17 protein-coding genes are annotated in these 21,191 nt (G+C 68.4%); 4 read left to right on the forward strand and 13 right to left on the reverse strand.

What is annotated here, in order from left to right; all coding sequences use genetic code 11:
• Positions 1 to 393: 393 nt before the first annotated feature.
• From tyrS to Q1K09_RS11295, 6 genes are all read right to left on the reverse strand, one after another.
• Complete coding sequence (gene tyrS, locus Q1K09_RS11270; protein ID WP_300345548.1) at positions 394 to 1,698, reverse strand: tyrosine--tRNA ligase; 1,305 nt, start codon at positions 1,696 to 1,698, stop codon at positions 394 to 396.
• A 41-nt stretch (positions 1,699 to 1,739) separates the two neighbouring features.
• Complete coding sequence (locus Q1K09_RS11275) at positions 1,740 to 4,058, reverse strand: UvrD-helicase domain-containing protein (RefSeq protein ID WP_300345524.1); 2,319 nt, start codon at positions 4,056 to 4,058, stop codon at positions 1,740 to 1,742.
• A gap of 80 nt (positions 4,059 to 4,138) precedes the next feature.
• Positions 4,139 to 4,810 carry a DNA-3-methyladenine glycosylase gene (locus Q1K09_RS11280; protein WP_300345525.1) on the reverse strand — a complete coding sequence of 224 codons (672 nt, stop codon included), beginning with the start codon at positions 4,808 to 4,810 and terminating at the stop codon, positions 4,139 to 4,141.
• A 45-nt stretch (positions 4,811 to 4,855) separates the two neighbouring features.
• On the reverse strand, positions 4,856 to 5,551 hold the full coding sequence (locus tag Q1K09_RS11285; protein ID WP_300345526.1) for a lytic murein transglycosylase: 696 nt from the start codon (positions 5,549 to 5,551) through the stop codon (positions 4,856 to 4,858).
• 92 nt (positions 5,552 to 5,643) lie between these two features.
• Positions 5,644 to 7,122 (reverse strand): argininosuccinate lyase, encoded by a 1,479-nt coding sequence (gene argH / locus Q1K09_RS11290; RefSeq protein WP_300345527.1) that lies wholly within the window; start codon positions 7,120 to 7,122, stop codon positions 5,644 to 5,646.
• Between the two features lie 52 nt (positions 7,123 to 7,174).
• Positions 7,175 to 8,410 (reverse strand): argininosuccinate synthase, encoded by a 1,236-nt coding sequence (locus Q1K09_RS11295; protein WP_300345528.1) that lies wholly within the window; start codon positions 8,408 to 8,410, stop codon positions 7,175 to 7,177.
• Between the two features lie 153 nt (positions 8,411 to 8,563).
• Here Q1K09_RS11295 and Q1K09_RS11300 point away from each other — a divergent pair, with 153 nt between their 5' ends.
• Genes Q1K09_RS11300 through Q1K09_RS11310 form a run of 3 tightly spaced genes read left to right on the forward strand, consistent with a single transcriptional unit; the run spans position 8,564 to position 11,402 of the window.
• The gene (locus Q1K09_RS11300; RefSeq protein ID WP_300345529.1) at positions 8,564 to 9,025 is read left to right on the forward strand and encodes an ankyrin repeat domain-containing protein; all 462 of its coding nucleotides are present in this window, start codon (positions 8,564 to 8,566) and stop codon (positions 9,023 to 9,025) included.
• Positions 9,022 to 10,383 carry a hemolysin family protein gene (locus Q1K09_RS11305; protein WP_300345530.1) on the forward strand — a complete coding sequence of 454 codons (1,362 nt, stop codon included), beginning with the start codon at positions 9,022 to 9,024 and terminating at the stop codon, positions 10,381 to 10,383. The genes Q1K09_RS11300 and Q1K09_RS11305 overlap by 4 nt, the downstream gene beginning before the upstream one ends.
• Entirely contained in the window at positions 10,380 to 11,402 is a 1,023-nt protein-coding gene (locus tag Q1K09_RS11310; protein ID WP_300345531.1) for a hemolysin family protein, read from the forward strand. Before Q1K09_RS11305 ends, Q1K09_RS11310 begins: the two co-directional genes overlap by 4 nt.
• A 3-nt stretch (positions 11,403 to 11,405) precedes the next feature.
• Here the strand turns inward: Q1K09_RS11310 and Q1K09_RS11315 are convergent, their stop codons facing one another.
• The 6 genes from Q1K09_RS11315 to argC are packed head-to-tail and all read right to left on the reverse strand — an operon-like array spanning position 11,406 to position 17,343.
• Positions 11,406 to 11,906, reverse strand: coding sequence for an arginine repressor (locus tag Q1K09_RS11315; RefSeq protein ID WP_300345532.1), 501 nt, complete (start codon positions 11,904 to 11,906; stop codon positions 11,406 to 11,408).
• Entirely contained in the window at positions 11,903 to 12,874 is a 972-nt protein-coding gene (argF, locus tag Q1K09_RS11320; protein WP_300345533.1) for an ornithine carbamoyltransferase, read from the reverse strand. Before argF ends, Q1K09_RS11315 begins: the two co-directional genes overlap by 4 nt.
• 52 nt (positions 12,875 to 12,926) lie before the next feature.
• Positions 12,927 to 14,156 carry an acetylornithine transaminase gene (locus Q1K09_RS11325; protein ID WP_300345534.1) on the reverse strand — a complete coding sequence of 410 codons (1,230 nt, stop codon included), beginning with the start codon at positions 14,154 to 14,156 and terminating at the stop codon, positions 12,927 to 12,929.
• Positions 14,153 to 15,097, reverse strand: coding sequence for an acetylglutamate kinase (argB, locus tag Q1K09_RS11330; protein ID WP_300345535.1), 945 nt, complete (start codon positions 15,095 to 15,097; stop codon positions 14,153 to 14,155). Before argB ends, Q1K09_RS11325 begins: the two co-directional genes overlap by 4 nt.
• A 42-nt stretch (positions 15,098 to 15,139) precedes the next feature.
• Complete coding sequence (argJ, locus tag Q1K09_RS11335; protein ID WP_300345536.1) at positions 15,140 to 16,315, reverse strand: bifunctional glutamate N-acetyltransferase/amino-acid acetyltransferase ArgJ; 1,176 nt, start codon at positions 16,313 to 16,315, stop codon at positions 15,140 to 15,142.
• Positions 16,312 to 17,343, reverse strand: a complete 1,032-nt coding sequence (argC, locus tag Q1K09_RS11340; RefSeq protein ID WP_300345537.1) for an N-acetyl-gamma-glutamyl-phosphate reductase — start codon at positions 17,341 to 17,343, stop codon at positions 16,312 to 16,314. The genes argJ and argC overlap by 4 nt, the downstream gene beginning before the upstream one ends.
• A gap of 151 nt (positions 17,344 to 17,494) precedes the next feature.
• Here argC and Q1K09_RS11345 point away from each other — a divergent pair, with 151 nt between their 5' ends.
• Positions 17,495 to 18,502: a quinone oxidoreductase gene (locus Q1K09_RS11345; protein WP_300345538.1), complete on the forward strand. Its 1,008-nt coding sequence runs from the start codon at positions 17,495 to 17,497 to the stop codon at positions 18,500 to 18,502.
• A gap of 138 nt (positions 18,503 to 18,640) precedes the next feature.
• On the opposite strand, the gene pheT is transcribed toward Q1K09_RS11345, so the two are convergent.
• The gene (pheT, locus tag Q1K09_RS11350) at positions 18,641 to 21,187 is read right to left on the reverse strand and encodes a phenylalanine--tRNA ligase subunit beta (protein WP_300345539.1); all 2,547 of its coding nucleotides are present in this window, start codon (positions 21,185 to 21,187) and stop codon (positions 18,641 to 18,643) included.
• Positions 21,188 to 21,191: the final 4 nt, after the last annotated feature.

Raw genomic sequence — 21,191 nt, forward strand, 5'->3', positions numbered from 1 at the left:
ACGCACACGGGGGTGCACGCACCATGGTTCACCAAATACAAATAATTGGTGTCAACAAACTTGGCACACTATTGAGTTCTCAAGCTGCGAGCGCTGCCGGCACCATCAGAAGAAACCCTCTGAATCGCTCCGGAGCAACTTCTCTAAGTTACCCCTTCCCCCTGTGCCTGTCAACTCAGCGTCTCCGCTGAATATTGGGCGCAGAAGTCAAGGCCGAAACCTTGAGAAGTGGCTCGGGGTGAATCACCCCTGACTGTGCCCCGCGGGTCTCCCCCGGGCACGGATCAATACTTTACACACACCTTCGCGCGCTGCGCAAACCCATCAGGCCGTGACGCTCACCACACCCGATCGAGCCCCCGATATAGCGCTGACTTGGGATGATGCGGGGCGCTAGGCGCGGGTCACCAGGGCGAGGTTCTTCTTGCCGCGCCGGATGAGCAGGTATGTGCCGTGCAGCCACCAGTGATCAGGAACCGGCGCCTCGGCGTCGTCGATCTTCTGGTTGTTCACATAGGCCCCGCCCTGCTGGATAGCGCGGCGGGCCTCTGCATTGGAGCTGACCAGTCCGGTAGCGGTGAGCAGGCTGACCGGGGTGGCGTCGGCCGGCAGCTGCGCAGTCGGCACTTCGGCGGCCACCGCCTGCAGGGTGGACTCATCGATCTGCGCGATCTCACCTTTTCCGAAGAGCGCCTCGGAGGCAGCGATCACTTTCCGGGTGGCCTCTTCCCCGTGCACCAGAGAGGTGACCTCCCAGGCCAGGCGCTTCTGCGCCTCACGCTTGAAGGGTGCTTCCGCGGTGGCGCGCTCCAGCTCCTCGATCTCAGCGCGGGTGAGGAAGGTGAAGACCTTCAGCCGCTCCACGACGTCCGCATCGGCCTGGTTGAGCCAGAACTGGTAGAAGGCATAGGGCGAGCAGAGCTCCGAGTCCAGCCAGATGGCGTTGCCCTCAGACTTGCCGAATTTGGTGCCGTCGGAGTTGGTGATCAGCGGAGTGCCCAAGGCGTGGACCTGCGCGCCGGCGGCTTTGCGGACAAGCTCGGTGCCGGAGGTGATGTTGCCCCACTGGTCCGAACCGCCGAACTGCAGAGTGCAGCCGTAGTCCTGGTGCAGGCGCAGGAAGTCGTAGCCCTGAAGGATCTGGTAGCTGAATTCGGTGTAGGAGATGCCCTCATCGGAATGCAGCCGCTTGGCGATGATCTCCTTCTTGATCATGGTGCCTACCCGGAAGTGCTTTCCGATGTCACGCATCATCTCCAGGGCGCCTACGCCCTGCCACCAGTCCAGATTGTTGACCATCTGGGCGGCCTGTGGGCCGTCGAAGGAGATGTAGTGCTTCACCTGATCCTGCAGGCGCTGGACCCATCCGGCCACGGTCTCCGGTGTGTTGAGCACCCGTTCACCGGACTGGCGGGGGTCCCCGATGAGTCCGGTGGCTCCGCCGACCAACCCCAGCGGACGGTGCCCGGCCAGCTGGATGCGCCGCATGGTCAGCAGCTGCACCAGGTGCCCCAGATGCAGCGAGGCCGCCGTGGGATCGAATCCGCAGTAGAAGGTGACGGTCTCTTCGGCCAGGGCCTTCTCCAGAGCAGCCTCATCAGTGGAGATCTGGATGAGTCCGCGCCACTTCAGCTCCTGGAAGATGTTGGCGAAGCTGGGGTCGTTCTGCTGCGTCTGGAGCGCCGGATTCTGGCTGATGTCGGTCACAGAGCTACGGTACCGCAGAACGCACCGGCCGCTCAGAAGCCTGCGGGAAGATCTCGCGATGCGAGCACCCGCAGCGACTGCGTGGGACGGGTCAGCGCCACGTAGAGATTGCCGATGCGGCCGGCAGCCTCCTCCACCAGTTCGGTCGGCTCCAGGATCACCACGGCGTCGAACTCCAGCCCCTTGGCCTCCTCGGCGCTGAGGGCGACGATGTCCTGGGTCATGGACCCTGCTCCGCGGCCTACGCGCTTCCCGTATGCCTCAGTGAGCGCTTCGCGCACCTGCGCCACACAGGACTCCGGGGCGATGACGGCCACCAGCCCCTCTCCCAGGCGGCGGTGCTCGGCCGCCACGGCTTCCACTGCGGCGGAGACCAGCTGCTGGGCGTCGGCGAGGTTCTCCACCACCGGCTCATAGTCCCCCTCGCGCACGGTGCGCAGGGTGGTGGTGGTCAGGCCGTTGGCTGCTGCAACCCGTTCGGCCAGCTGCACAATGATCCGCGGGGTGCGGTAGTTGACGGTGAGCTCTTCGATGCGCAGCCGGTCGTCCACGAATGGGGCGAAGGCCTCTTCCCAGCTGGCGGCGGCATTCGGCGTGGATCCCTGGGCGATGTCTCCGACGGCGGTGAAGGATTTCAGCGGGCAGCGGCGCATCAGCACCCGCCATTGCATCGCGGAGAGTTCCTGGGCCTCGTCCACCACGATGTGCCCGTAGGTCCAGGTGCGGTCCACCCCGGCCCGCTCGGCTGCGGTCATCGCCGGACCGGTGGCGGCGTTGATGTCCGCGACCGCCTCGGCGTCGAGGAACCCTTCGATGCCCATCTCCTCCAGCTGCGGTGCGGCGTTCTCCACGGCTTTGCGGGCGTTCTCCAGGTCCTTCTCCCGCGCGGCCTTCTGGCGGGCCTCCTCGCGGCCGGCGGATTCGTCGAGTTCGCCCAGCAGCTCGGCGGCCTCATCCAGCAGGGGCACATCATCGATGGTGAAGGCGCTGCCGGGCTGGCGCTGCAGCAGCTCGCGCTCCTGAGCAGTCAGCTGGGGGGCGACGTCGGCGAGGTACTGGGGCTTGGAGAAGAGATCCTCCAGAAGCGCCTGCGGAGTCCGCGGCATCCAGCACAGGTTCAGCAGGACCCGCACGTCCCGGGAGGTCCGGACGTCTTCGGTGAGATAGCTGCGGTCTGCCTCATTGCCTTCGGAGCGCTTCTGCAGAATGTGCTCCAGCTTCTCCGCAATCTCTTTGACCATGACCTTCACGAATGTCCCGCGGGCCTCGTTATAGGGCTTGCCGGTGGCTTTGGCCCGTTCGATGCCGCGCTTGACCATCTTCGGGGTCACCGTCACCTTCACGCCGTCGATGGTGACCTCCCGCGGCTGCGGGATGGTGCGGCGCCGGTGCGCCACGGCATCAGCGATGATCTCCGCCCAGCAGAGTCTGCCTTTGATCTCGGTGACCCGAGGATCCTGCTCCGGGACTCCGCGCACCCCGGGGTAGAGATCGGCCAGCGACGACATGACCACCCCGGTCTCACCCAGAGAGGGCAGGACCCGTTCGATATAGGACATAAAGGTGGCATTGGGGCCGACGATGAGCACACCGGCTGACTTCAGCCGCTCCCGGTGGGCGTAGAGCAGATAGGCCGCGCGGTGCAGAGCCACGGCGGTCTTGCCGGTGCCGGGCCCGCCCTGGACCACCAGCACTCCGGAGCGGTCGGCCCGGATGATGCGATCCTGCTCGGCCTGGATGGTGGCCACAATATCGCCCATCTGGCCGGTGCGGCGGGCGGTGAGCGCCGCCAGCAGGGCGCCGTCTCCGTGGTTCTCGGTGTTCTCCTCCAGCAGGCTGGCGTCCAGGACCTCGTCCTCGAGTCCCTGAACCACCCGGCGTTTCAGCAGCAGGTGGCGCCGCCGTCGCACCCCTTGCCGGTCGAAAGCGGTGGCCTGGTAGAACACTCCGGCCTCGGGGGCGCGCCAGTCCAGCATGAGCCGCTGCCGGGACTCGGTGCTCAGCCCGATCCGGCCGATGTAGCGAGGCTGGGACGAGTCCAGGTCCAGACGGCCGAAGACCAGCCGGTCATCCACTGCGTTGAGCTGCGCCAGACGGTCCTCGTACATAGTGGCGAAGGCGTCACGCTCGGAGATGTTCTGCATAGTGCCTACTGCCCCGGTGCTGCGCACTCGGCTCAGCTGCCGCTGGCTCTCCTCACGCAGCTCGTCCAGCCGCTGGTACAGCGTGGAAACGTATGCGCGCTCTTCGTCGATCCCTGCGTCCAGGTCCGGCAGCGGAATCCCGCCCTCGGCCTGTGCATGACCGCTCCGCTCGGCGTCGGCCTCGGCGGTGGTGTTCTTCTCACTCATGAAGGCTGTGGCACTCTCGATCGCGGAAAATGATCAGTCAATACTACTCCCCGGAACGTGAACGGAACCTTACGCGGGTCCTAACTGATGACCGGCACATTGCGTCCCGGCCGGTAGGCGCTGACGCTGCGGTCACCGCGCACCCAGAAGCGCCACGGAAACTCGGCGCTGCCGCCGATGCCGGAGACTCCCACCCGCGGGCCGCTGCTGACCGGCCCTGCCGGGCTGTCCGGCGGGGTCAGGGTGAACCGGACCAGCTGGGCCTGGTCCAGCGGCTGCCCGTCCGCGGTGGCCGGCTCCGGACTCAGGTGGACGGGACTGCCGTCCATGCCCAGGGTGACGCCCAGCCCCTGTCCCAGCCGGCCGGGGCCGGAGAGCAGCTTGGCTCCGGTGTCGCGGCCTCCGCGCCGGGCCACGGCGGTCTCCCGGCCGCTGACCACCTCGGCTGCCCGCAGCAGCACTCCCCCGGCGCCGGAGGCGTGGGCGGTCAGGTTCAGGCAGTAATGGATTCCGTAGGACTGGTAGACGTAGGCGTGCCGAGGTGGGCCGAACAGCGAGGCGTTGCGCGCAGTGGGCCCGTTGTAGCTGTGCGCGCCGGGGTCCTCGCCGGCGTCTCCGTAGGCCTCCACTTCGGTCAGCCGCACGGTGACGGTGCCCTCCGCAGTGATCACGCTGAGCAGGCAGCCCAGAAGGTGCGGGGCGACCTCCACGGCCGGGGCGTCGAACAGCTCGGTCAGCTCGGTGATGTCCACAGCACTCCATCCTGGCAGATCAGCCCGGTGTCGGCCGCGGCAGTGCTACTGCTGGCCGTAGTCCTCTGCGTGGCGCGCTGCATCCTGGGCGTAGGAGACCGACTGGTTATAGGCGGAGACTGCATCGACCCATCCGCGGTCGTCGGTGAGGTCCCCACCACGGGCGCAGAGGTAGGCCGCGGCGGTCAGCGCGGCGTCGTCGTACTGGTGAATATCTGCCTCCCCGGTGAGGTCGGCGTCCTGCGCATAGGAGTTCCAGGTGGTGGGGATGAACTGCATGGGGCCCACAGCTCGATCCCATTCCTCGTCCCCATCCAGCTCGCCGCCGTCGGTGTCAGGGATCTCCATCACGCCCTGGCTGCCGTCGAGGGCCACACCGATCACCGGCGGGTCCACCACTCCGTCCTCATTGATGCTGGACCCGCCGTGCGCGCCGTGGACCGATTCCACGCGCCCGATGCCGGCCAGGGTGTTCCAGCCGAGCCCGCAGTCGGGATTGGTCTGGGCCGTATGCACTGCGGCACCGGCATAGGCGGCCACGGCACGTTCGGGGATGCGGGTCCGCTCGGCGGTGTCAGCCACCCACTGCGGGTCCACCAGCTCAGCGGTGGGCACCTGGCCCACCAGCTGTTCGGCGTCGGGGACCTCTTCAGGCTGGTGCTGCTCCGGGGCCGGCGGGTAGCCCAGCTCAGTGGGGTGGGGCTCCTCCGGTTCGCCTGCGGCGCAGCCGCGGATGAGCACGACGGCGGCCGCCAGCGCGGCTGCCCCGCCCAGGGCGGGATACAGCCGGCGTCGTCGGCGCTGAACCGGTGTCAGCTTCTGCGCGGAGGGACTCAGTCCTGCTCCTGGTCAGAGAGCACCGGCGGCATCGCCTCCAGGCCGCTGCGGTATTCAGCCGCCCGCTGGGCAGCTGCTTCGGTCTGCTCGGCCACCCGCTGCGGAGCGGTGCCGCCGATGCCGTCGCGCGAGGCCAGCGAGCCCTCCACGGTGAGCACCTCACGGACCTGCGGGGTCAGCGCAGGGTGGATGGCGGCCAGTTCCTCATCGGTGAGCTCGTGCAGCTCCTTGGTAGGGGTGTGTGCTTCGCAGGCACGCACGCATTCGCCGGCCACCTCGTGTGCTGTGCGGAAGCCGATGCCTTGGCGGACCAGCCATTCGGCGATATCGGTGGCCAGGGAGAAGCCCTGCGGCGCCAGCTCCGCCAGCCGCTCGGGGTGGAAGGTGAGGGTGGAGATCATCCCGGAGACCGCCGGCAGCAGCAGCGCGAGGGTGTCCACGGCGTCGAAGGCCGGCTCCTTGTCCTCCTGCAGGTCTCGGTTGTAGGCCAGGGGCAGCGCCTTCAGGGTGGCCAGCAGTCCGGTCAGATCGCCGATGAGCCGCCCGGATTTGCCGCGGGCGAGTTCGGCGATGTCCGGGTTCTTCTTCTGCGGCATGATCGAGCTGCCGGTGGAGTAGGCGTCATCCAGGGTCACAAAGCCGAACTCCTTGGTGGCCCAGATGATCACCTCCTCGCTGATGCGTGAGAGGTCCACCCCGATCATGGATGCGACCCAGACGAATTCTGCGACCAGGTCCCGGGAGGCGGTGCCGTCGATGCTGTTCTCCACCGGTCCGTCGAAGCCCAGTTCCTCGGCCACCTGCGCGGGGTCCAGGCCCAGGGAGGACCCGGCCAAGGCGCCGGAGCCGTAGGGCGAGTAGGCCAGGCGGCGGTCCAGGTCGCGCAGCCGGTCCACATCGCGCAGCAGCGGCCAGGCGTGGGCCAGCAGGTGGTGGGCCAGCAGCACCGGCTGGGCGTGCTGCAGGTGGGTGCGTCCGGGCATCGGATCGCTCGGATGCGCACGGGCCTGCGCGATCAGGGCATCCACCACGTCCAGCACTCCGGAGGCGATGGCGCGTGTCTCATCGCGCAGGTACATCCGCACCATAGTGGCGATCTGGTCGTTGCGGGACCGGCCGGCCCGCAGTTTTCCGCCCAGTTCCTCCCCTGCCCGCTCAAGCAGTCCGCGCTCCAGGGCGCCGTGGACGTCCTCGTCAGTCTCCTCGGGCGTGAAGCGCCCGGAGACGACGTCGTCCTCCAGCCGCTGGAGGGCTGAGAGCATGCCTGCCAGGTCAGCCTCGGTGAGCAGCCCCGCCCGGTGCAGCACGCGTGCGTGGGCGCGGGAGCCGGCGATGTCGTAGCGGGCGAGCTTCCAGTCGAAGTGGGTGGACTTGCTCAGCGCGGCCATCACATCGGCCGGTCCGGAGGCGAAGCGTCCGCCCCACAGCGATCCCTGGTGTGTGCTGCCGCTGGCAGCGGGCTGGTTGTCAGTCATGGTGTGAGCACTCTACTTCAGCGGTCATCCGCGGCGGTGAGGACCGGCCCGCTCACTTCTGCACGCCGGCGCCGGCAAGGTCCGGGCCGCCGTGCAGGCGCTGCTCGCGCTCCGAGGCGGTCTTGGCGGAGAGACCGTAGATGTCGATGAAGCCGCGGGCCGAGGACTGGTCGAAGGTGTCGCCGGTGTCATAGGTGGCCAGGTTGAAGTCGTAGAGGCTGGTCTCCGAGCGGCGGCCCAGCACAGTGGCGCGGCCGCCGTGCAGCTCCATGCGGATGTCTCCGGAGACGTACTTCTGGGTCTCATCGATGAACACGTCCAGGTTGCGCTTCAGCGGGGAGAACCACTGGCCGTCGTAGACCAGCTCGGTCCAGCGCTGGTCCACTGTCTTCTTGAACCGCGCCTGCTCGCGCTCCAGAGTGATGTTCTCCAGCTCGCGGTGGGCAGCCATGAGCACCATCGCGCCCGGGGCCTCGTAGACCTCGCGGGACTTGATGCCCACCAGGCGGTCTTCGACGATGTCGATCCGGCCCACGCCCTGGGCGCCGCCGCGGCGGTTGAGCTGCTCGATGATCTGCAGCGGGGTGAGGGTCTCGCCGTCGATGGCCACCGGGACTCCGGCGTCGAAGGTGAGGGTGAGGGTGTCCGGCGCTGGCGGGAAGGCCGGGTCCTCGGTGTAGTCGTAGACGTCCTTGGTGGGTCCGTTCCAGATGTCTTCGAGGAAGCCGGTCTCCACCGCGCGGCCCCAGACGTTCTGGTCGATGGAGAACGGGTTCTTCTTGGTGGTCTCGATCGGCAGGTCATGGGCTGTGGCGTAGTCGATGGCCTTGTCCCGGGTCAGCGCCAGATCGCGGACTGGGGCGATGCACTTCAGCTCCGGGCCCAGGGTCTGGATGGAGACCTCGAAGCGCACCTGGTCATTGCCTTTGCCGGTGCAGCCGTGGGCCACTGTGGAGGCGCCGAACTGCTTTGCGGCGGCCACCAGGTGCTTGGAGATCACCGGCCGGGAGATCGCCGAGACCAGCGGATAGGCGTCCATGTAGAGGCCGTTGGCCTTCAGCGTGGGCATGCAGTACTCGGCGGCGAACTCGTCGCGGGCATCGGCCACATAGGCTTCAACCGCCCCGCAGTCCAGGGCGCGCTGACGCACCGTCTCCAGGGACTCTCCGCCCTGCCCGACGTCGACGGCGACGGCGATGACTTCAGCCCCGGTGGCCTCAGCGATCCAGCCGATGGCCACGGAGGTGTCCAATCCGCCGGAGTAGGCGAGAACAATGCGGTCAGTCACGGAATCTCCTCAGGGGTCGAAAGCTCGGTGCTCGCCCCACATTCTACATAAATATTCAGTGCTTCGCATACTTATCATTCGGTGGGAGGGCGGCCCAGCCGCGGCGGTCTACTCAGTGAAGCTGTGCCGCGGTCCACCCAGTAAAGTTGTGCCATGTCTGATACGCAGAACCCCGGTCCCAGCGGCGTGGAGGATCTCACTGAGGAGCAGCTGGAGTTCTTAGCCTCCATGTTCGATCTGGCCCGCTCCGGCCGGACCCAGGAGCTGCTGGAGCTGGTGGACAAAGGCGTCCCGGCCAATCTCACCAATGACAAGGGAGACACCCTGCTGATTCTGGCTGCCTACAACGACCACGCTGACCTGGTGGAAGGACTGCTGCAGCGCGGCGCCGAGGTGGACCGCATCAACGACCGCGGGCAGTCCGCACTGGGGTGCGCTGTCTTCCGCCAGAATCAGGAGATCACCGGCACCCTGCTGCGGGCCGGGGCGGATCCGCACCTGGGATCTCAGAGCGCCTACGCGGTGGCGGAGATGTTCGGCCTGGACGCCATGCGCCAGCTTCTGGATGCGTTCAACGATGGCACCGGCTGCCGGGGAGTTGGGAACCTGACGTGACCGCTGCCCTGCTGCTGGTTCTCGGCTGTCTTCTGATCCTTCTCATCATCGCGGCGAACGGCTACTTTGTGGCCCAGGAGTTCGCCTATATGTCGGTGGACCGCAACCGACTCCGCGCCATGGCTGAGGGCGGCGACCGGGCCGCACAGCACGCGCTGCAGGTCACCACCCGCACCTCCTTCATGCTCTCCGGGGCGCAGCTGGGCATCACAGTGACCGGCCTGCTGGTCGGCTATGTGGCCGAGCCCCTGGTCGGCAGCGGTTTGGGCGCCCTCATCGGCGCCGCCGGAGTTCCAGCGGCGCTGAGCATCTCCATCGGCACTGTTCTGGCGCTGGCCGTCTCCACTGTGGTGCAGATGATCTTCGGTGAGCTCTTCCCGAAGAACTACGCCATCGCGAATCCGGTGCCGCTGGCCCTGGGGCTGGCCCGCTCCACCAAGATCTACCTCAGCGTCTTCGGCTGGCTGGTGACCATCTTCGACAAATCCGCCAATGCGCTGCTGCGCATACTGCGCATCGAGCCGGTCCATGACGTGGAGTCCAGCGCCACGGTGAAGGACCTGGAGCATATCGTCACCAGCTCCCACGACAGCGGGGAGCTTCCCGATGAGCTGTTCCTGGCCCTGGACCGGGTCCTGGACTTCCCCGACCACGACGTCGAGCACGCCATGGTCCCCCGCTCCCGCACCGGCTACGTCTCTCCGGAGACCACCATCGGCCAGGTGCGGCAGCTCATGGCCGAGGAGCACACCCGCTACCCGGTGGTCAACGACAAGGACGAACCCATCGGAGTGGCGCATATGATCGACCTGCTGCTCTCCGACTGGCAGGACGACCAGCCGGTGACAGCGATGATGCGCGCCCCGGTCATCATCCCCACTCTGATGCCGCTGCCTGAAGCCGTGCGCACCCTGCGGGCCGAACGCACGCAGCTGGCCTGCGTCATCGACGAGTACGGCGGGTTCACCGGTGTGGTGACCATGGAGGATCTGGCCGAAGAGGTCCTCGGAGAGATCACCGATGAGCACGACGACGACGATCCCCCAGGGGTGGAGCACGCCGGGGCCCGCCAGTGGGTCATTGACGCCGACCTCCACCTGGACGAGGTGGAGCGGACCATCGGCTATGACCTGCCCCACGGCGACTACGAGACCCTGGCCGGGCTGCTGATCTCCCAGGAAGGCGGCCTGCCTGATGTCGGTCAGCAGCTGGTGGTGGACCTGCCGGCGGATCCGGCGGACTATGCAGAGACCGACCCGCCGCAGCGCCACCTGGAGGTCACAGTGCTCAGCGTGGAGCGCCATGTCCCGCAGCAGGTCTCGGTCACCCTGGTGGAGAAAGAGGTCGAAGAGGCATGAGCGAGTGGCTGATACCGCTGATCGCCACGGTGGGGATCATCGCCCTCTCGGCAGTCTTCGTCATCCTCGAGTTCGCTCTGCTGGCCGCTCGCCGGCACAGGCTGGAGGAAACTGCCGAATCCAGCCGCAGCTCGCGCGCGGCCCTGCGCAGCCTCAATGAGCTGACCATCATGCTCGCCGGCGCCCAGCTGGGCATCACCGCCTGCACCTTCGCGCTCGGTGCGGTGAGCAAGCCGGCGGTCCATCATGCGCTGACGCCCCTGCTGGTGGAGCTGAGCCTTCCCACCTGGGCCGCGGACGCCGCGGCGTTCGTGCTGGCGCTGCTGCTGATGACCTTCCTGCACCTGGTGGTCGGCGAGATGGCGCCGAAGTCCTGGGCCATTGCGCATCCTGAACTTGCCGCGCGGCTGGTCTCCGGGCCTGCCCGGACGATCCTGTGGCCGGTGCGGCCGCTGCTGGTCTGGGTCAACCATCTGGCCAACCGGCTGGTGCGCGCCACCGGCGTGGAACCGGTGGACCGTGCCGCCGCAGCCGGCTACGACTCAGAGACCATCCGTCACCTGGTGGAGCACTCCACCCGGGTCGGAGCATTGGACCAGGCCTCAGGTCGGCAGATCTCCAGCATCATCGAACTGGAGTCGCTCACCGCGGCCGACGTCGTCGCCGAGCGCAGCAACTCCGCCGTGACCTCGGTGCCGACGGCCGCGGCTGCCTCTGATGTGCAGGACGCCGCCCGGCGCACCGGGCACCTGCGGGTGCTGCTGGAGCCGCTGGAGAGTCCGCGCATCGTCCACGTGCGGGACACTCTCACCGTCCCGGCCGATCATCCTGCCCGGGAGCTTGCGCGCCCTGCCCTGGTGGTGGAGGCGGAGACCTCGATCTATGAGGCCTTCCAGCAGATGCGCCGCGCCGGAGAGCAGCTGGCCGTGGTGCGCCGCGAGGGCCAGATGCTGGGGGTGCTGACCTGGAATGACATTCTGCGCCGGGTATGGCCCAGTATGGAGGAGCAGTGGGCTTGAGCCTCAGCTGCGCCCTTCAGCCAGTGCGGTGAAGTGATCGGCCACCGCCTGTCCGCCCTGCGGGTCGGCGGCCACCACCAGGATCGTGTCGTCGCCGGCGATAGTGCCCAGGATCTGCCGGGCTCCGGAGTGATCGACGGCGCTTGCCAGGAACTGGGCCGCACCCGGGGGCGTGCGCAGAATCACCAGATTCGCGCTGGCCTCGGCCGAGACCAGCAGATCCCGGCACAGCGCCGCGAGCCTGGCGGTGGTGGTGGCCTCCGCCTGATCGGCCTGCAGCTGCGGCTGCGGCCCTTCAGAGGGCACCGCGTAGATCAGCGTGCCCTCGGCCCCGCGGACTCGGGCGGCCCCGATCTCCACCAGGTCCCGGCTCAGCGTGCCCTGAGTGACGCTGACCCCCTCCTCTGCCAGCCGCTGAGCCAACTCCGCCTGGGATCGGATGGAGGAGCGGGAGATCAGGTCGCGGATCTTCGCCTGGCGGGCGGTCTTGGTGGTCGGAGTCATCGGGAGACCTCCTGACGGACCCACTGGACAACCTCGTCAGCGGCCAGTCCGGATTCGACCAGCAGCCAGGCCATCAGCGCTTTCTGCGCGTGCAGCCGGTTCTCGGCTTCATCCCACACCGCCGAGGCGGGCCCGTCCATCACCTCTGCGGTGATCTCCGCGCCCCGGGTCGCCGGCAGGCAGTGCAGCACCACCGCGCCGTCGGCGGCCTGCTGAAGTGCCTGCGCATTGAGCTGGTAGTCGGCGAACGTCTCGGCAGGCTCGGCCGCTTCCTGCTGCCCCATGGACACCCAGGTATCGGTGGCCACCACCTCCGCACCGGCCAGCGCCTGCGCGGGGTCGGTGGTCACGGCCACCTCTCCCCCGGTGGTGCGGGCGCGCTCGGCCGCGGCAGCGACGATGTGATCGGCGGGCAGATGGCCCTGCGGTCCGGCCACGCACACCTTCATGCCGGCGTTGGCTCCGGCCAGCAGGTAGGAGGCGGCCATATTATTGGCTGCATCCCCCAAGTAGGCCAGTCGCCGGCCCTGCAGACTGCCCAGCCGCTCCCGGACAGTCATCAGGTCCGCCAGCAGCTGGCAGGGGTGGTAGGCGTCGGAGAGCGCGTTGATCACCGGGACTCGGCTGTATGCGGCCATCTCCTCCAGTCCGGCCTGGGCGTAGGTGCGCCAGATGATGAGGCTGACCTGCCGCTCCAACACCCGTGCGGTGTCCGCGATGGACTCCTTGTGCCCCAGCTGGGCTTCGCCGGGGTTGATGATCAGCGGACTGCCGCCCAGCGCACTGATGCCTGCGGCGAAGGACACCCGGGTGCGGGTGGAGGTCTTGTCGAAGATCACCGCTGCAGTCTGCGGCCCGGCCAGTGCGCCCAGCGCGTAGGGCTCAGCCTTGAGCCGATCGGCCAGGTCGAGCACCTGGACCAATTCGTCCGGGCTGAGGTCCAGATCGGTGAGGAAGTGGCGGGTCACTGAGGCATCTCCTTCTGCAGCCGGCTGGACCGGCGTTCTTCGGGGTGTGGGGTCATCGGGTCAGCTCCGCGAGGGTGGAGGTGAACCTGTCCAGGAAGGCGTCCACCTCATCCGCGGTGATATTCAGCGGCGGGGCCAGCCGCAGAGTTCGGGGGCCGGTGGCGTTGATGATCAGGCCGTGGCGCTGCCGGGCGATGGTCACCAGCTCCTTGGCCGGTTCCGGACCCGCTACCTCCTCTGCGAGGTCGATGCCGATGTGCAGACCGAAGCAGCGGATCTCCCCCAGCTGCGGCTGCCTCTGCAGGCCCGCGGTGATCTGCCGGCCGCGGCGCGCGGCGTTGGTCAGCAGGTCCTCCTCCTCGATGACGGCCAGCGTGGTCTCTGCCGCCACGGCCGCCAGCGGGTTGCCCCCGAAGGTGGTGCCGTGCTGACCGGCCTGCAGCATACAGCCGGCGTCGGGGCCGAAGGCGACCAGCGCGCCGATCGGGAACCCGGAGCCCAGTCCTTTGGCCAGGGTCATCAGGTCCGGCAGGAAGCCCTGCCCCAGCGCCTGGTGGCGGAACCAGTCTCCGGTGCGTCCCACGCCGGTCTGCACCTCATCGAGCACCATCAGCGCTTGGTGGCGGCGGGTCAGCTCCCGGGCTCGCAGCAGGTACTGGTCGGTGAGCGGAAGCACTCCGGCCTCGCCCTGGATGGGTTCCAGAAAGATCCCGGCGACGTCGTCGGCCGCGAAGACCTCCTCCAGAGCGTCCAGGTCATTGGGGGGCAGGAATTCGATGCCCGGCACCAGCGGTCCGAACGGCTCGCGGTAGGCCGGCTTGTGGGTAAGTGACAGTGCTCCGAGGGTGCGTCCGTGGAAGCTGTTCTCCAGGGCGAGGATCCGCTGCCTGCCGGTGGCGCTGCGGTGCTTGAGCACAGCTTTGAGCGCTGCTTCATTGGCCTCGGATCCGGAGTTGGCGAAGAAGACGGTGGAGCCCTCCGGCGCGCGGCAGAGCTGCAGCAGCTGCTCGGCCAGGCGGATCTGCGGCTCTGAGGTGAACAGGTTGGAGATGTGGCCCAGCGCGGCGGCCTGCTCGGTGATCGCCTCCACTATGCGCCGGTGCCCGTGGCCCAGTGCGTTGACCGCGATGCCGCCGAGCATGTCCAGCAGCTGCCGGCCCTCGGCATCGGTGACCCAAGCGCCGGCTCCGGTTTGCAGCAGCTGCTGGGGCGTGCCGAAGACACCCATCAGGCTGCGCTCGTACCTGGTGAGCCAGTCGGCGTCGTGGTGCGGGTGACTCACAGCTGTTCCTCCTCATCGGGCACCACTTGGGTGCCGACCCCTTCGGTGGTGAAGATCTCCAGCAGCATCGAGTGCGGCTGACGTCCGTCGACGACGGCGGCGCGCGGGACTCCGGCCTCGACGGCTTTCAGGGCGGCGGTCATCTTGGGGATCATTCCTGACTCCAGCGTGGGGAGCATCGCCCGCAGGTCCGAGGCGGACAGCGAAGAGATCAGCGAAGAGGTGTCCGGCCAGTCGGCGTACAGGCCCTCCACATCGGTGAGCATCACCAGCTTGGCCGCCCCCAGTGCCGAGGCCACTGCGGAGGCGGCAAGGTCAGCGTTGATGTTCAGCACCTCTCCGGTGGGCTGGCCGTGCTCGTCGAACTCCGGGGCGATGGTGGATATCACCGGGATACGGCCGGCGGCGACCAGGTCCTCCACGGCTGCGGGGTTGACTCCGGTGACTTCGCCGACCAGGCCGATGTCCACCTGCTCGCCGTCCACCTCGGCCTGGGTGCGGCGGGCGCGCAGCAGGGCGGCGTCCTCCCCGGAGAGGCCGACCGCATAGGGGCCGTGCGAGTTGATCAGGCCGATCAGCTCCCGGCCGACCTGTCCGGTGAGCACCATGCGCACCGCCTCCAGGGTCTCGCCGGTGGTGACCCGCAGGCCGCCGCGGAATTCGGATTCGATGCCCAGCCGGCTGAGCATGTGGTTGATCTGGGGCCCGCCGCCGTGGACGATCACCGGGTTGACCCCCACATGCCGCAGAAAGACGACGTCCTCGGCGAAGGCGCGGCGCAGCTGGTCATTGATCATCGCATTGCCGCCGTATTTGACCACAATGGTCTGCCCGGCGAACCGCTTCATCCACGGCAGCGCTTCGATGAGCACCTCCGCCTTGTCTCCGGCGGTGGCCAGGGAGGCGGTGTCGCGTGGGGTGAGGCTGGGTGTGGGATTCATGGATGCTTCCTCATCGCAGGGGCGCTGCCGGCGGCTGACCCCTCAGGTGGAGTAGGCGCTGTTCTCGTGGACGTAGTCGTGGGTGAGGTCATTGGTGAGGATGGTGGCTTCGGCGTGGCCTGCGTGCAGGTCGATGACCACCTCCACCTGGCGGGCAGAAAGATCCACCAGGGAGCGGTCCTCTCCGATGCCGCCGGCCCGGCAGACCCAGACCCCGTTGATCGAGACGTCGATGGTGGTGGGGTCGAAGTCGACGTCGGTGGTTCCGACCGCCGCCAGTACGCGGCCCCAGTTCGGGTCGCCGCCGAAGATGGCGGTCTTGAACAGGTTGGAGCGGGCCACTGCCCGGGAGGCCCGCTCGGCCTGGTCTTCGTCGGCGGCGTGGATGGTGCGCACTGCGATCTCATGGTGGGCGCCTTCGGCGTCGGCGATCAGCTCCCGCGCCAGCCTCTGGCACACCTCGGTCAGCGCCTGCTGGAAGGCTTCGGCGTCGGTCTCCCCCGCTTGCGGGTGTGCACCGGAGGCCATGGCGATGACCGTGTCATTGGTGGACATGCAGCCGTCGGAGTCGGCCCGGTTGAAGCTGACCCGCACCGCCTCGCGCAGGGCGGCGTCGAGCTGGGCGGACTCCACTGCGGCGTCGGTGGTGATCACTGCCAGCATGGTGGCCATGCCGGGGGCGAGCATGCCCGCGCCTTTGGCCATGCCTCCTACGGTGAACTCGGCGGTCTGCACGGCCGCTGTCTTGGTGACGGTGTCTGTGGTCAGGATCGCTTCGGCGGCCTGGCTCCCGGCCTCGGGGGTGTCCTCCAGCGTCCCGACGGCGGCCTGGAGACCGCCCAGCAGCGCGGGCATGTTCAGCCGTTCGCCGATCAGTCCGGTGGAGCAGACCAGCACATCTTGGGCCGAGGTGTCCGCGCCGGCGGCGGTGAGCAGTTCGGCTGTCTGCTCGGCAGTGGTATGGGTGTCGGCGAATCCCGGTGCTCCGGTGCAGGCGTTGGCCCCGCCGGAGTTGAGGACCACCGCGTCAGCCCGGCCGTCACTGATGGCTTGGCGGGACCACAGCACCGGGGCGGCGGCCACCCGGTTGCTGGTGAACACGGCAGCGGCGTGCTTCAGCGGCCCGGTGTTGACCACCAGCGCGACGTCGCGTCCGCTGCTCTTCAGTCCGGCGGTGACTCCTGCCGCACGGAATCCGGCGGCGGCGGTGACGCTCATGGTGAGACTCCCAGTGTGGTCAGCCCTGAGGTCTCTTCCAGCCCCAGTGCGATGTTCATGGACTGCACCGCGCCGCCGGCGGTGCCTTTGGTGAGATTGTCAGCGGCGGAGACGATCACTGCGCGGCCGGCATGCTCATCCACGGCGAGCTGCACGGTGACGTGGTTGGACCCGATGACCTGCTTGGTGGCCGGCCACTGGCCCGGCGGCAGCAGGTGCACGAACGGTTCTGCGCTGTACTGGGCCTGGTAGGCCTCGCGCAGCGATGCCTCAGTGGTCCCCGGGGCCAGGCGCGCGGTGGAGGTGGCCAGAATGCCCCGGGACATCGGCGCCAGGGTCGGGGTGAAGGAGATCTGCACCGGTTCCCCGGCCGCCGAGGAGAGGCCCTGTTCGATCTCCGGGGTGTGCCGGTGGACTCCGCCGACGCCGTAGGGGCTCATTCCGCCCATCACCTCTGAGCCGAGCAGATGCGGCTTCAGAGACTTTCCGGCCCCAGAGGTGCCGGTAGCCGCGACGATGACCACGTCCTCCGGCTCCACCAGCCCGGCAGCGAAGGCCGGGGCCAGGCCCAGCAGGATGGTGGTGGGATAGCAGCCCGGCACCGCGATCCGGCGGGCGCCGGAGAGCTTGGGGCGCTGACCGGGCAGCTCGGGCAGACCGTAGGGCCATGTGCCGTGGTGAGCTGTGCCGTAGAACCTCTCCCACTGCTGGGCCGATTCCAGCCGGTGGTCGGCTGCGGCGTCGATCACCACAGTGTCCTCCCCCAGCTGAGCGGCGATCTCTGCGGAAGCTCCATGAGGCAGGGCGAGGAAGACGACGTCGTGGCCGGCGAGGTTCTCTGCGGTGGTCTCAGTCAGCACTCGTTCGGCCAGCGGATGCAGATGAGGCTGCAGTTCACCGAGCCGCTGGCCGGCGTTGGAATGTGCGGTCACCGCGCCGATCTCCACATCAGGGTGTCCGGCGAGCAGGCGCAGCAGCTCCCCGCCGGCGTAGCCGGAGGCTCCGGAGACTGCGGCAATGTAGGTCATGGCTGGTTCCCTCGGAGTCGTTGCTGGTGCGGATGCGGCCGGTCGGGGCGGCCGTTGGACACCACACTACGCGATTTTATGCAGAGGTATCAATATTTATGCAGTGACGTGAGCTTCTGCCGTCCCGCCTCACTCGGGTAACCTCGGCATTATGAGCGAGCCCACTATGTTTGAAGAGGACCTTCCGGAGACCGCCCGCGTCACCCGCGCTGTCGAAGCAGGTGGCACAGAGGTCTTCGAGACCGTCGAGGTGCCTGCGCCCTCCCCCGGGGAGGGCCAGCTGCTGGTGAAGACGGCGGCCGCCGGGGTGAACTTCATCGAGACCTATCAGCGCAGCGGCGTCTACCCGGTGGAGTACCCGTTTGTCCCCGGCACTGAAGGCGCCGGGGAGGTCATCGCCCTCGGCGAGGGCGTGGAGGGCTTCTCGGTGGGTCAGCGCGTGGCCACCACGGAGGCGGCCACCGGGACCTACGCCTCGCACTTCGTGGTCGACGCAGCCAAGGCCGTCCCGGTTCCGGAGGGCGTCAGCGATGAGCAGGCCGCCGCCCTGCCGCTGCAGGGTGTGACCGCCCACTATCTGATCAACTCCACCTATAAGGTCTCCCCCGGGGAGACGGTGCTCACCCACGCCGGAGCAGGCGGGGTCGGGCAGGTTCTGACCCAGCTGCTCAAGGCCAAGGGCGCGCGCGTGATCACCACCACCTCCACACCGGAGAAGGCCGAGATCGCCCAGGCCGCTGGGGCCGACCATGTCCTGGACTATGAGAACTTCGCAGAGCGGGTCCGGGAGATCACCCACGGCGCCGGTGTCCCTGTGGTCTACGACGGCGTCGGGAAGACCACTTTCACCGGCTCGCTGGATTCGCTGGCGGTGCGCGGAATGCTGGTCCTCTACGGAGGGGCCTCTGGTCAGGTGCCGCCCTATGATCTGCAGGATCTCAACCGGCGCGGCGGCCTGTATGTCACCCGTCCGGCGGTGCACTGGTATCTGCGCAATGCTGAGGAGCGCTCCTGGCGCTTCACCGAGCTGTTCACTGCGCTCACCGAGGGCCAGCTGAATCTCAGCATCGGTCAGCGCTACCGCCTGGAGGACGCCGGCCAGGCCCACACTGACCTGGAGAACCGCCGCACCACCGGCAAGCTGCTGCTGATCCCCTGATCCCGCAGTCCCCGCGGCCTGGGCTGCGAACTCCGGGCGCGGGCAGCTTGTGCCCCGGCGCTGGCTGTCACCTCGACGCCGGCGCGGGCCCGGGGCAGCAACCGCCGGGCCCGCGTCGGCCTGCGGCGTCGTGCTCAGTCAGCTGCGCTGCACCGCGCCGTGCCGCTGGGCGGCCAGCGCGACGGCGGCTTCGCGCGCTTCGGAGGCCTCTTCGACGGTCAGCGTGCGGTCGGCGGCCCGGAATCGCAGCGCATAGGCCATGGATTTCTGCCCCTGCTCAATGCCCTGCCCGGAGTAGACGTCGAACAGCTCGATATGCTCCAGCAGCCCACCGGCCCCTTCAGCCAGGGTGCGCTCCAGCTCGGCCGCGGTGACCGACTCTGCCACGATCAGCGCCACGTCCTGTGTGGTCGGCGGGAAGGTGGAGATCGCCGAGGCGGTGACCTGGCTCGCCGCCGCCTGCATGACCGCCCCCAGGTCCAGCTCCATCGCGCTGGTGCGCTCCGGCAGGTCCTGGGCTTGAACGACCTTGGGGTGCAGCTCTCCGGCGCAGCCCACCGGCCGGCCGGCCACCATCAGCTGGGCGGTGCGGCCGGGGTGGAACGCCTGGTGCTGCCCCTGGGCGATCTCCAGATCCACGTTCAGCAGGTGCGCCACCGTGCGCGCGGCCTCCACCGCATCAGCCCAGTCCCGGGCCCGGCCGGGCTGACCCACCGTCGCGGCAGGCTCGCGGCCGCAGAGGGCGGCGGCGATGTGCAGCGGCTGGTCGGGGATGCCGGCCTGCAGGTCCTCCAGCACGGCATCGCCTGGGTGCGCGCCCAGTCCGGGGATCTCAGTGCTGCCCAGGCCCTGTCCGGGCAGGAAGACGCTTCCTGATTCGAACAGCGCCAGGTCGCCGAATCCGCGGGAGACATTGCGCCGAAGCGCGTCCAGCAGTCCCGGCAGAAGGCTGGTGCGCAGCGTCGGGTACTGGCTGGCGATCGGGTTGGCCAATCGCACCATGTCCAGCGGCTGTTCGTCCGAGCCCCGCCCGAAGAGCTGGTTGGCCTCCTCGGAGTAGAACGGGTAGCTCAGCACCTCGGTGTAACCTGCCGCCGCCAGTCCGGACAGCACTGTGCGGCGTCGCTGCTGGTCCTGCGTCAGGCCGCGGCCGGCCGGGGCGACCGGCAGGCGGGAGGGAATCTGGTCGTACCCCACCAGCCGGGCGATCTCCTCCACCAGGTCCTCAGCGATGGTGAGGTCCGGCCGCCAGCTGGGCGGGGTGACGCTGAGCTCTCCGGTCTCCAGCGCTTCCACCGCGCAGCCCACGGCGATCAGCGATTCGGTGACCTGCTGGGCGCCGTAGGGACCTCCGGTGAGCCGTTCCGCCCGCTGCTGATCCAGGGTGATGGGTTCGGGCAGCACGGGCTCTCCGGCTGAGGTGATGGCTCCGGTGTCAGTGCCGCCGGCGAGCTCGACCAGCAGATCGACTGCTCGCTGGGCGGCCACCGCAGCCAGCAGCGGGTCCACCCCGCGCTCGTTGCGCTTCGACGCCTCGGAGGGCAGCTTGTGCCGCCGTCGGGTGCGTCCGATGCTGATCGGGTCGAAGTGGGCCGATTCGATCAGCACGGTTGAGGTCTCTGCGTCCACCTCGGTGGCGGCACCGCCCATCACTCCGGCCAGGCCGATGGCGCCTCGGTCATCGGCGATCACCAAGTCCTCGGGGTTCAGCGTGCGCTGCTTCTCGTCCAGCGTGGTCAGCTGCTCCCCGGCGGCGGCGCGGCGAACCCGGATCGGACCCTGGAGCTTGTCCGCATCGTAGAAGTGCAGCGGCTGCCCCAGCTCCCACATCACATAGTTGGAGATGTCCACCGGCAGGCTGATCGGCCGCATTCCGGCCAGCCGCAGCCGGGCAGCCATCCAGGGCGGGGTGGGCGCAGCGGGGTTGATGCCCGTCACCGTCCTGGCCACGAAGCTGTCGCAGCCCGGGGTCCCGTAGATCGGGGCGTCGTCGTCGAGGATCACCTCATGCCCGGCGGAGGTCGCCTCGGCGATCTGCACCTGGGAGGCCGGGTCGGTGAACTCGGTGCCGGTAGCGTGGGAGTATTCACGTGCTACTCCACGGATGGAGAAGGCGTATCCGCGGTCTGGAGTCACGTTGATCTCGGCCGCGGAGTCTGTCAGTCCCAGCAGCTCCAGAGCGTCGTCGCCAGGCTCAGGGTCCAGGCCCAGCTCGCCGAGCACCAGAATGCCGCTGTGATCCTCGCCCAGGCCCAGCTCCTTGGCTGAGGCGATCATCCCGGCTGAGAGGTGCCCGTAGGTCTTCCGCGCGGAGATCCGGAAGTTCCCCGGCAGCACAGCCCCGGGCAGGGTGACCACCACTTTGTCGCCGACCTCGAAGTTATGGGCTCCACAGACCACGCCCTGGACGCCGTCGGCGGAGATGCCGTCTCCACTCAGCTGCTGCTGGGCGCCTTCGGGGACCACCCGCACCTGGCACCAGTTGATGGTTTTGCCGTTGGACTGCGGCTCGGGGACCTTCTCCAGCACCTCGCCGACCACGATGGGCCCGGAGATCTCGTCAGAGGGCCGGTGAACGTCCTCCTCTTCGAGTCCGACCCGCACCAGCGCGGCCATCAGGTCCTCGGGCGTGCCGTCGGCCGGGAACTGGGTGTACTCCCGGATCCATGACAGGGGGATGCGCATGCCT

The sequence above is a fragment of the Nesterenkonia sp. genome (genome assembly GCF_029265375.1).
Lineage (GTDB): Bacteria > Actinomycetota > Actinomycetes > Actinomycetales > Micrococcaceae > Nesterenkonia.

Bases quoted from the DNA above. Each gene is read 5' to 3' on its own strand.
- Q1K09_RS11275 (WP_300345524.1), bottom strand. From the start codon at position 4,058: ATGAGTGAGAAGAACACCACCGCCGAGGCCGACGCCGAGCGGAGCGGT.
- argC (WP_300345537.1), bottom strand. From the start codon at position 17,343: ATGACCTACATTGCCGCAGTCTCCGGAGCCTCCGGCTACGCCGGCGGG.
- argH (WP_300345527.1), bottom strand. From the start codon at position 7,122: ATGACTGACAACCAGCCCGCTGCCAGCGGCAGCACACACCAGGGATCG.
- Q1K09_RS11300 (WP_300345529.1), top strand. From the start codon at position 8,564: ATGTCTGATACGCAGAACCCCGGTCCCAGCGGCGTGGAGGATCTCACT.
- pheT (WP_300345539.1), bottom strand. From the start codon at position 21,187: ATGCGCATCCCCCTGTCATGGATCCGGGAGTACACCCAGTTCCCGGCC.
- Q1K09_RS11310 (WP_300345531.1), top strand. From the start codon at position 10,380: ATGAGCGAGTGGCTGATACCGCTGATCGCCACGGTGGGGATCATCGCC.
- argB (WP_300345535.1), bottom strand. From the start codon at position 15,097: ATGAATCCCACACCCAGCCTCACCCCACGCGACACCGCCTCCCTGGCC.
- Q1K09_RS11345 (WP_300345538.1), top strand. From the start codon at position 17,495: ATGAGCGAGCCCACTATGTTTGAAGAGGACCTTCCGGAGACCGCCCGC.
- argJ (WP_300345536.1), bottom strand. From the start codon at position 16,315: ATGAGCGTCACCGCCGCCGCCGGATTCCGTGCGGCAGGAGTCACCGCC.
- Q1K09_RS11315 (WP_300345532.1), bottom strand. From the start codon at position 11,906: ATGACTCCGACCACCAAGACCGCCCGCCAGGCGAAGATCCGCGACCTG.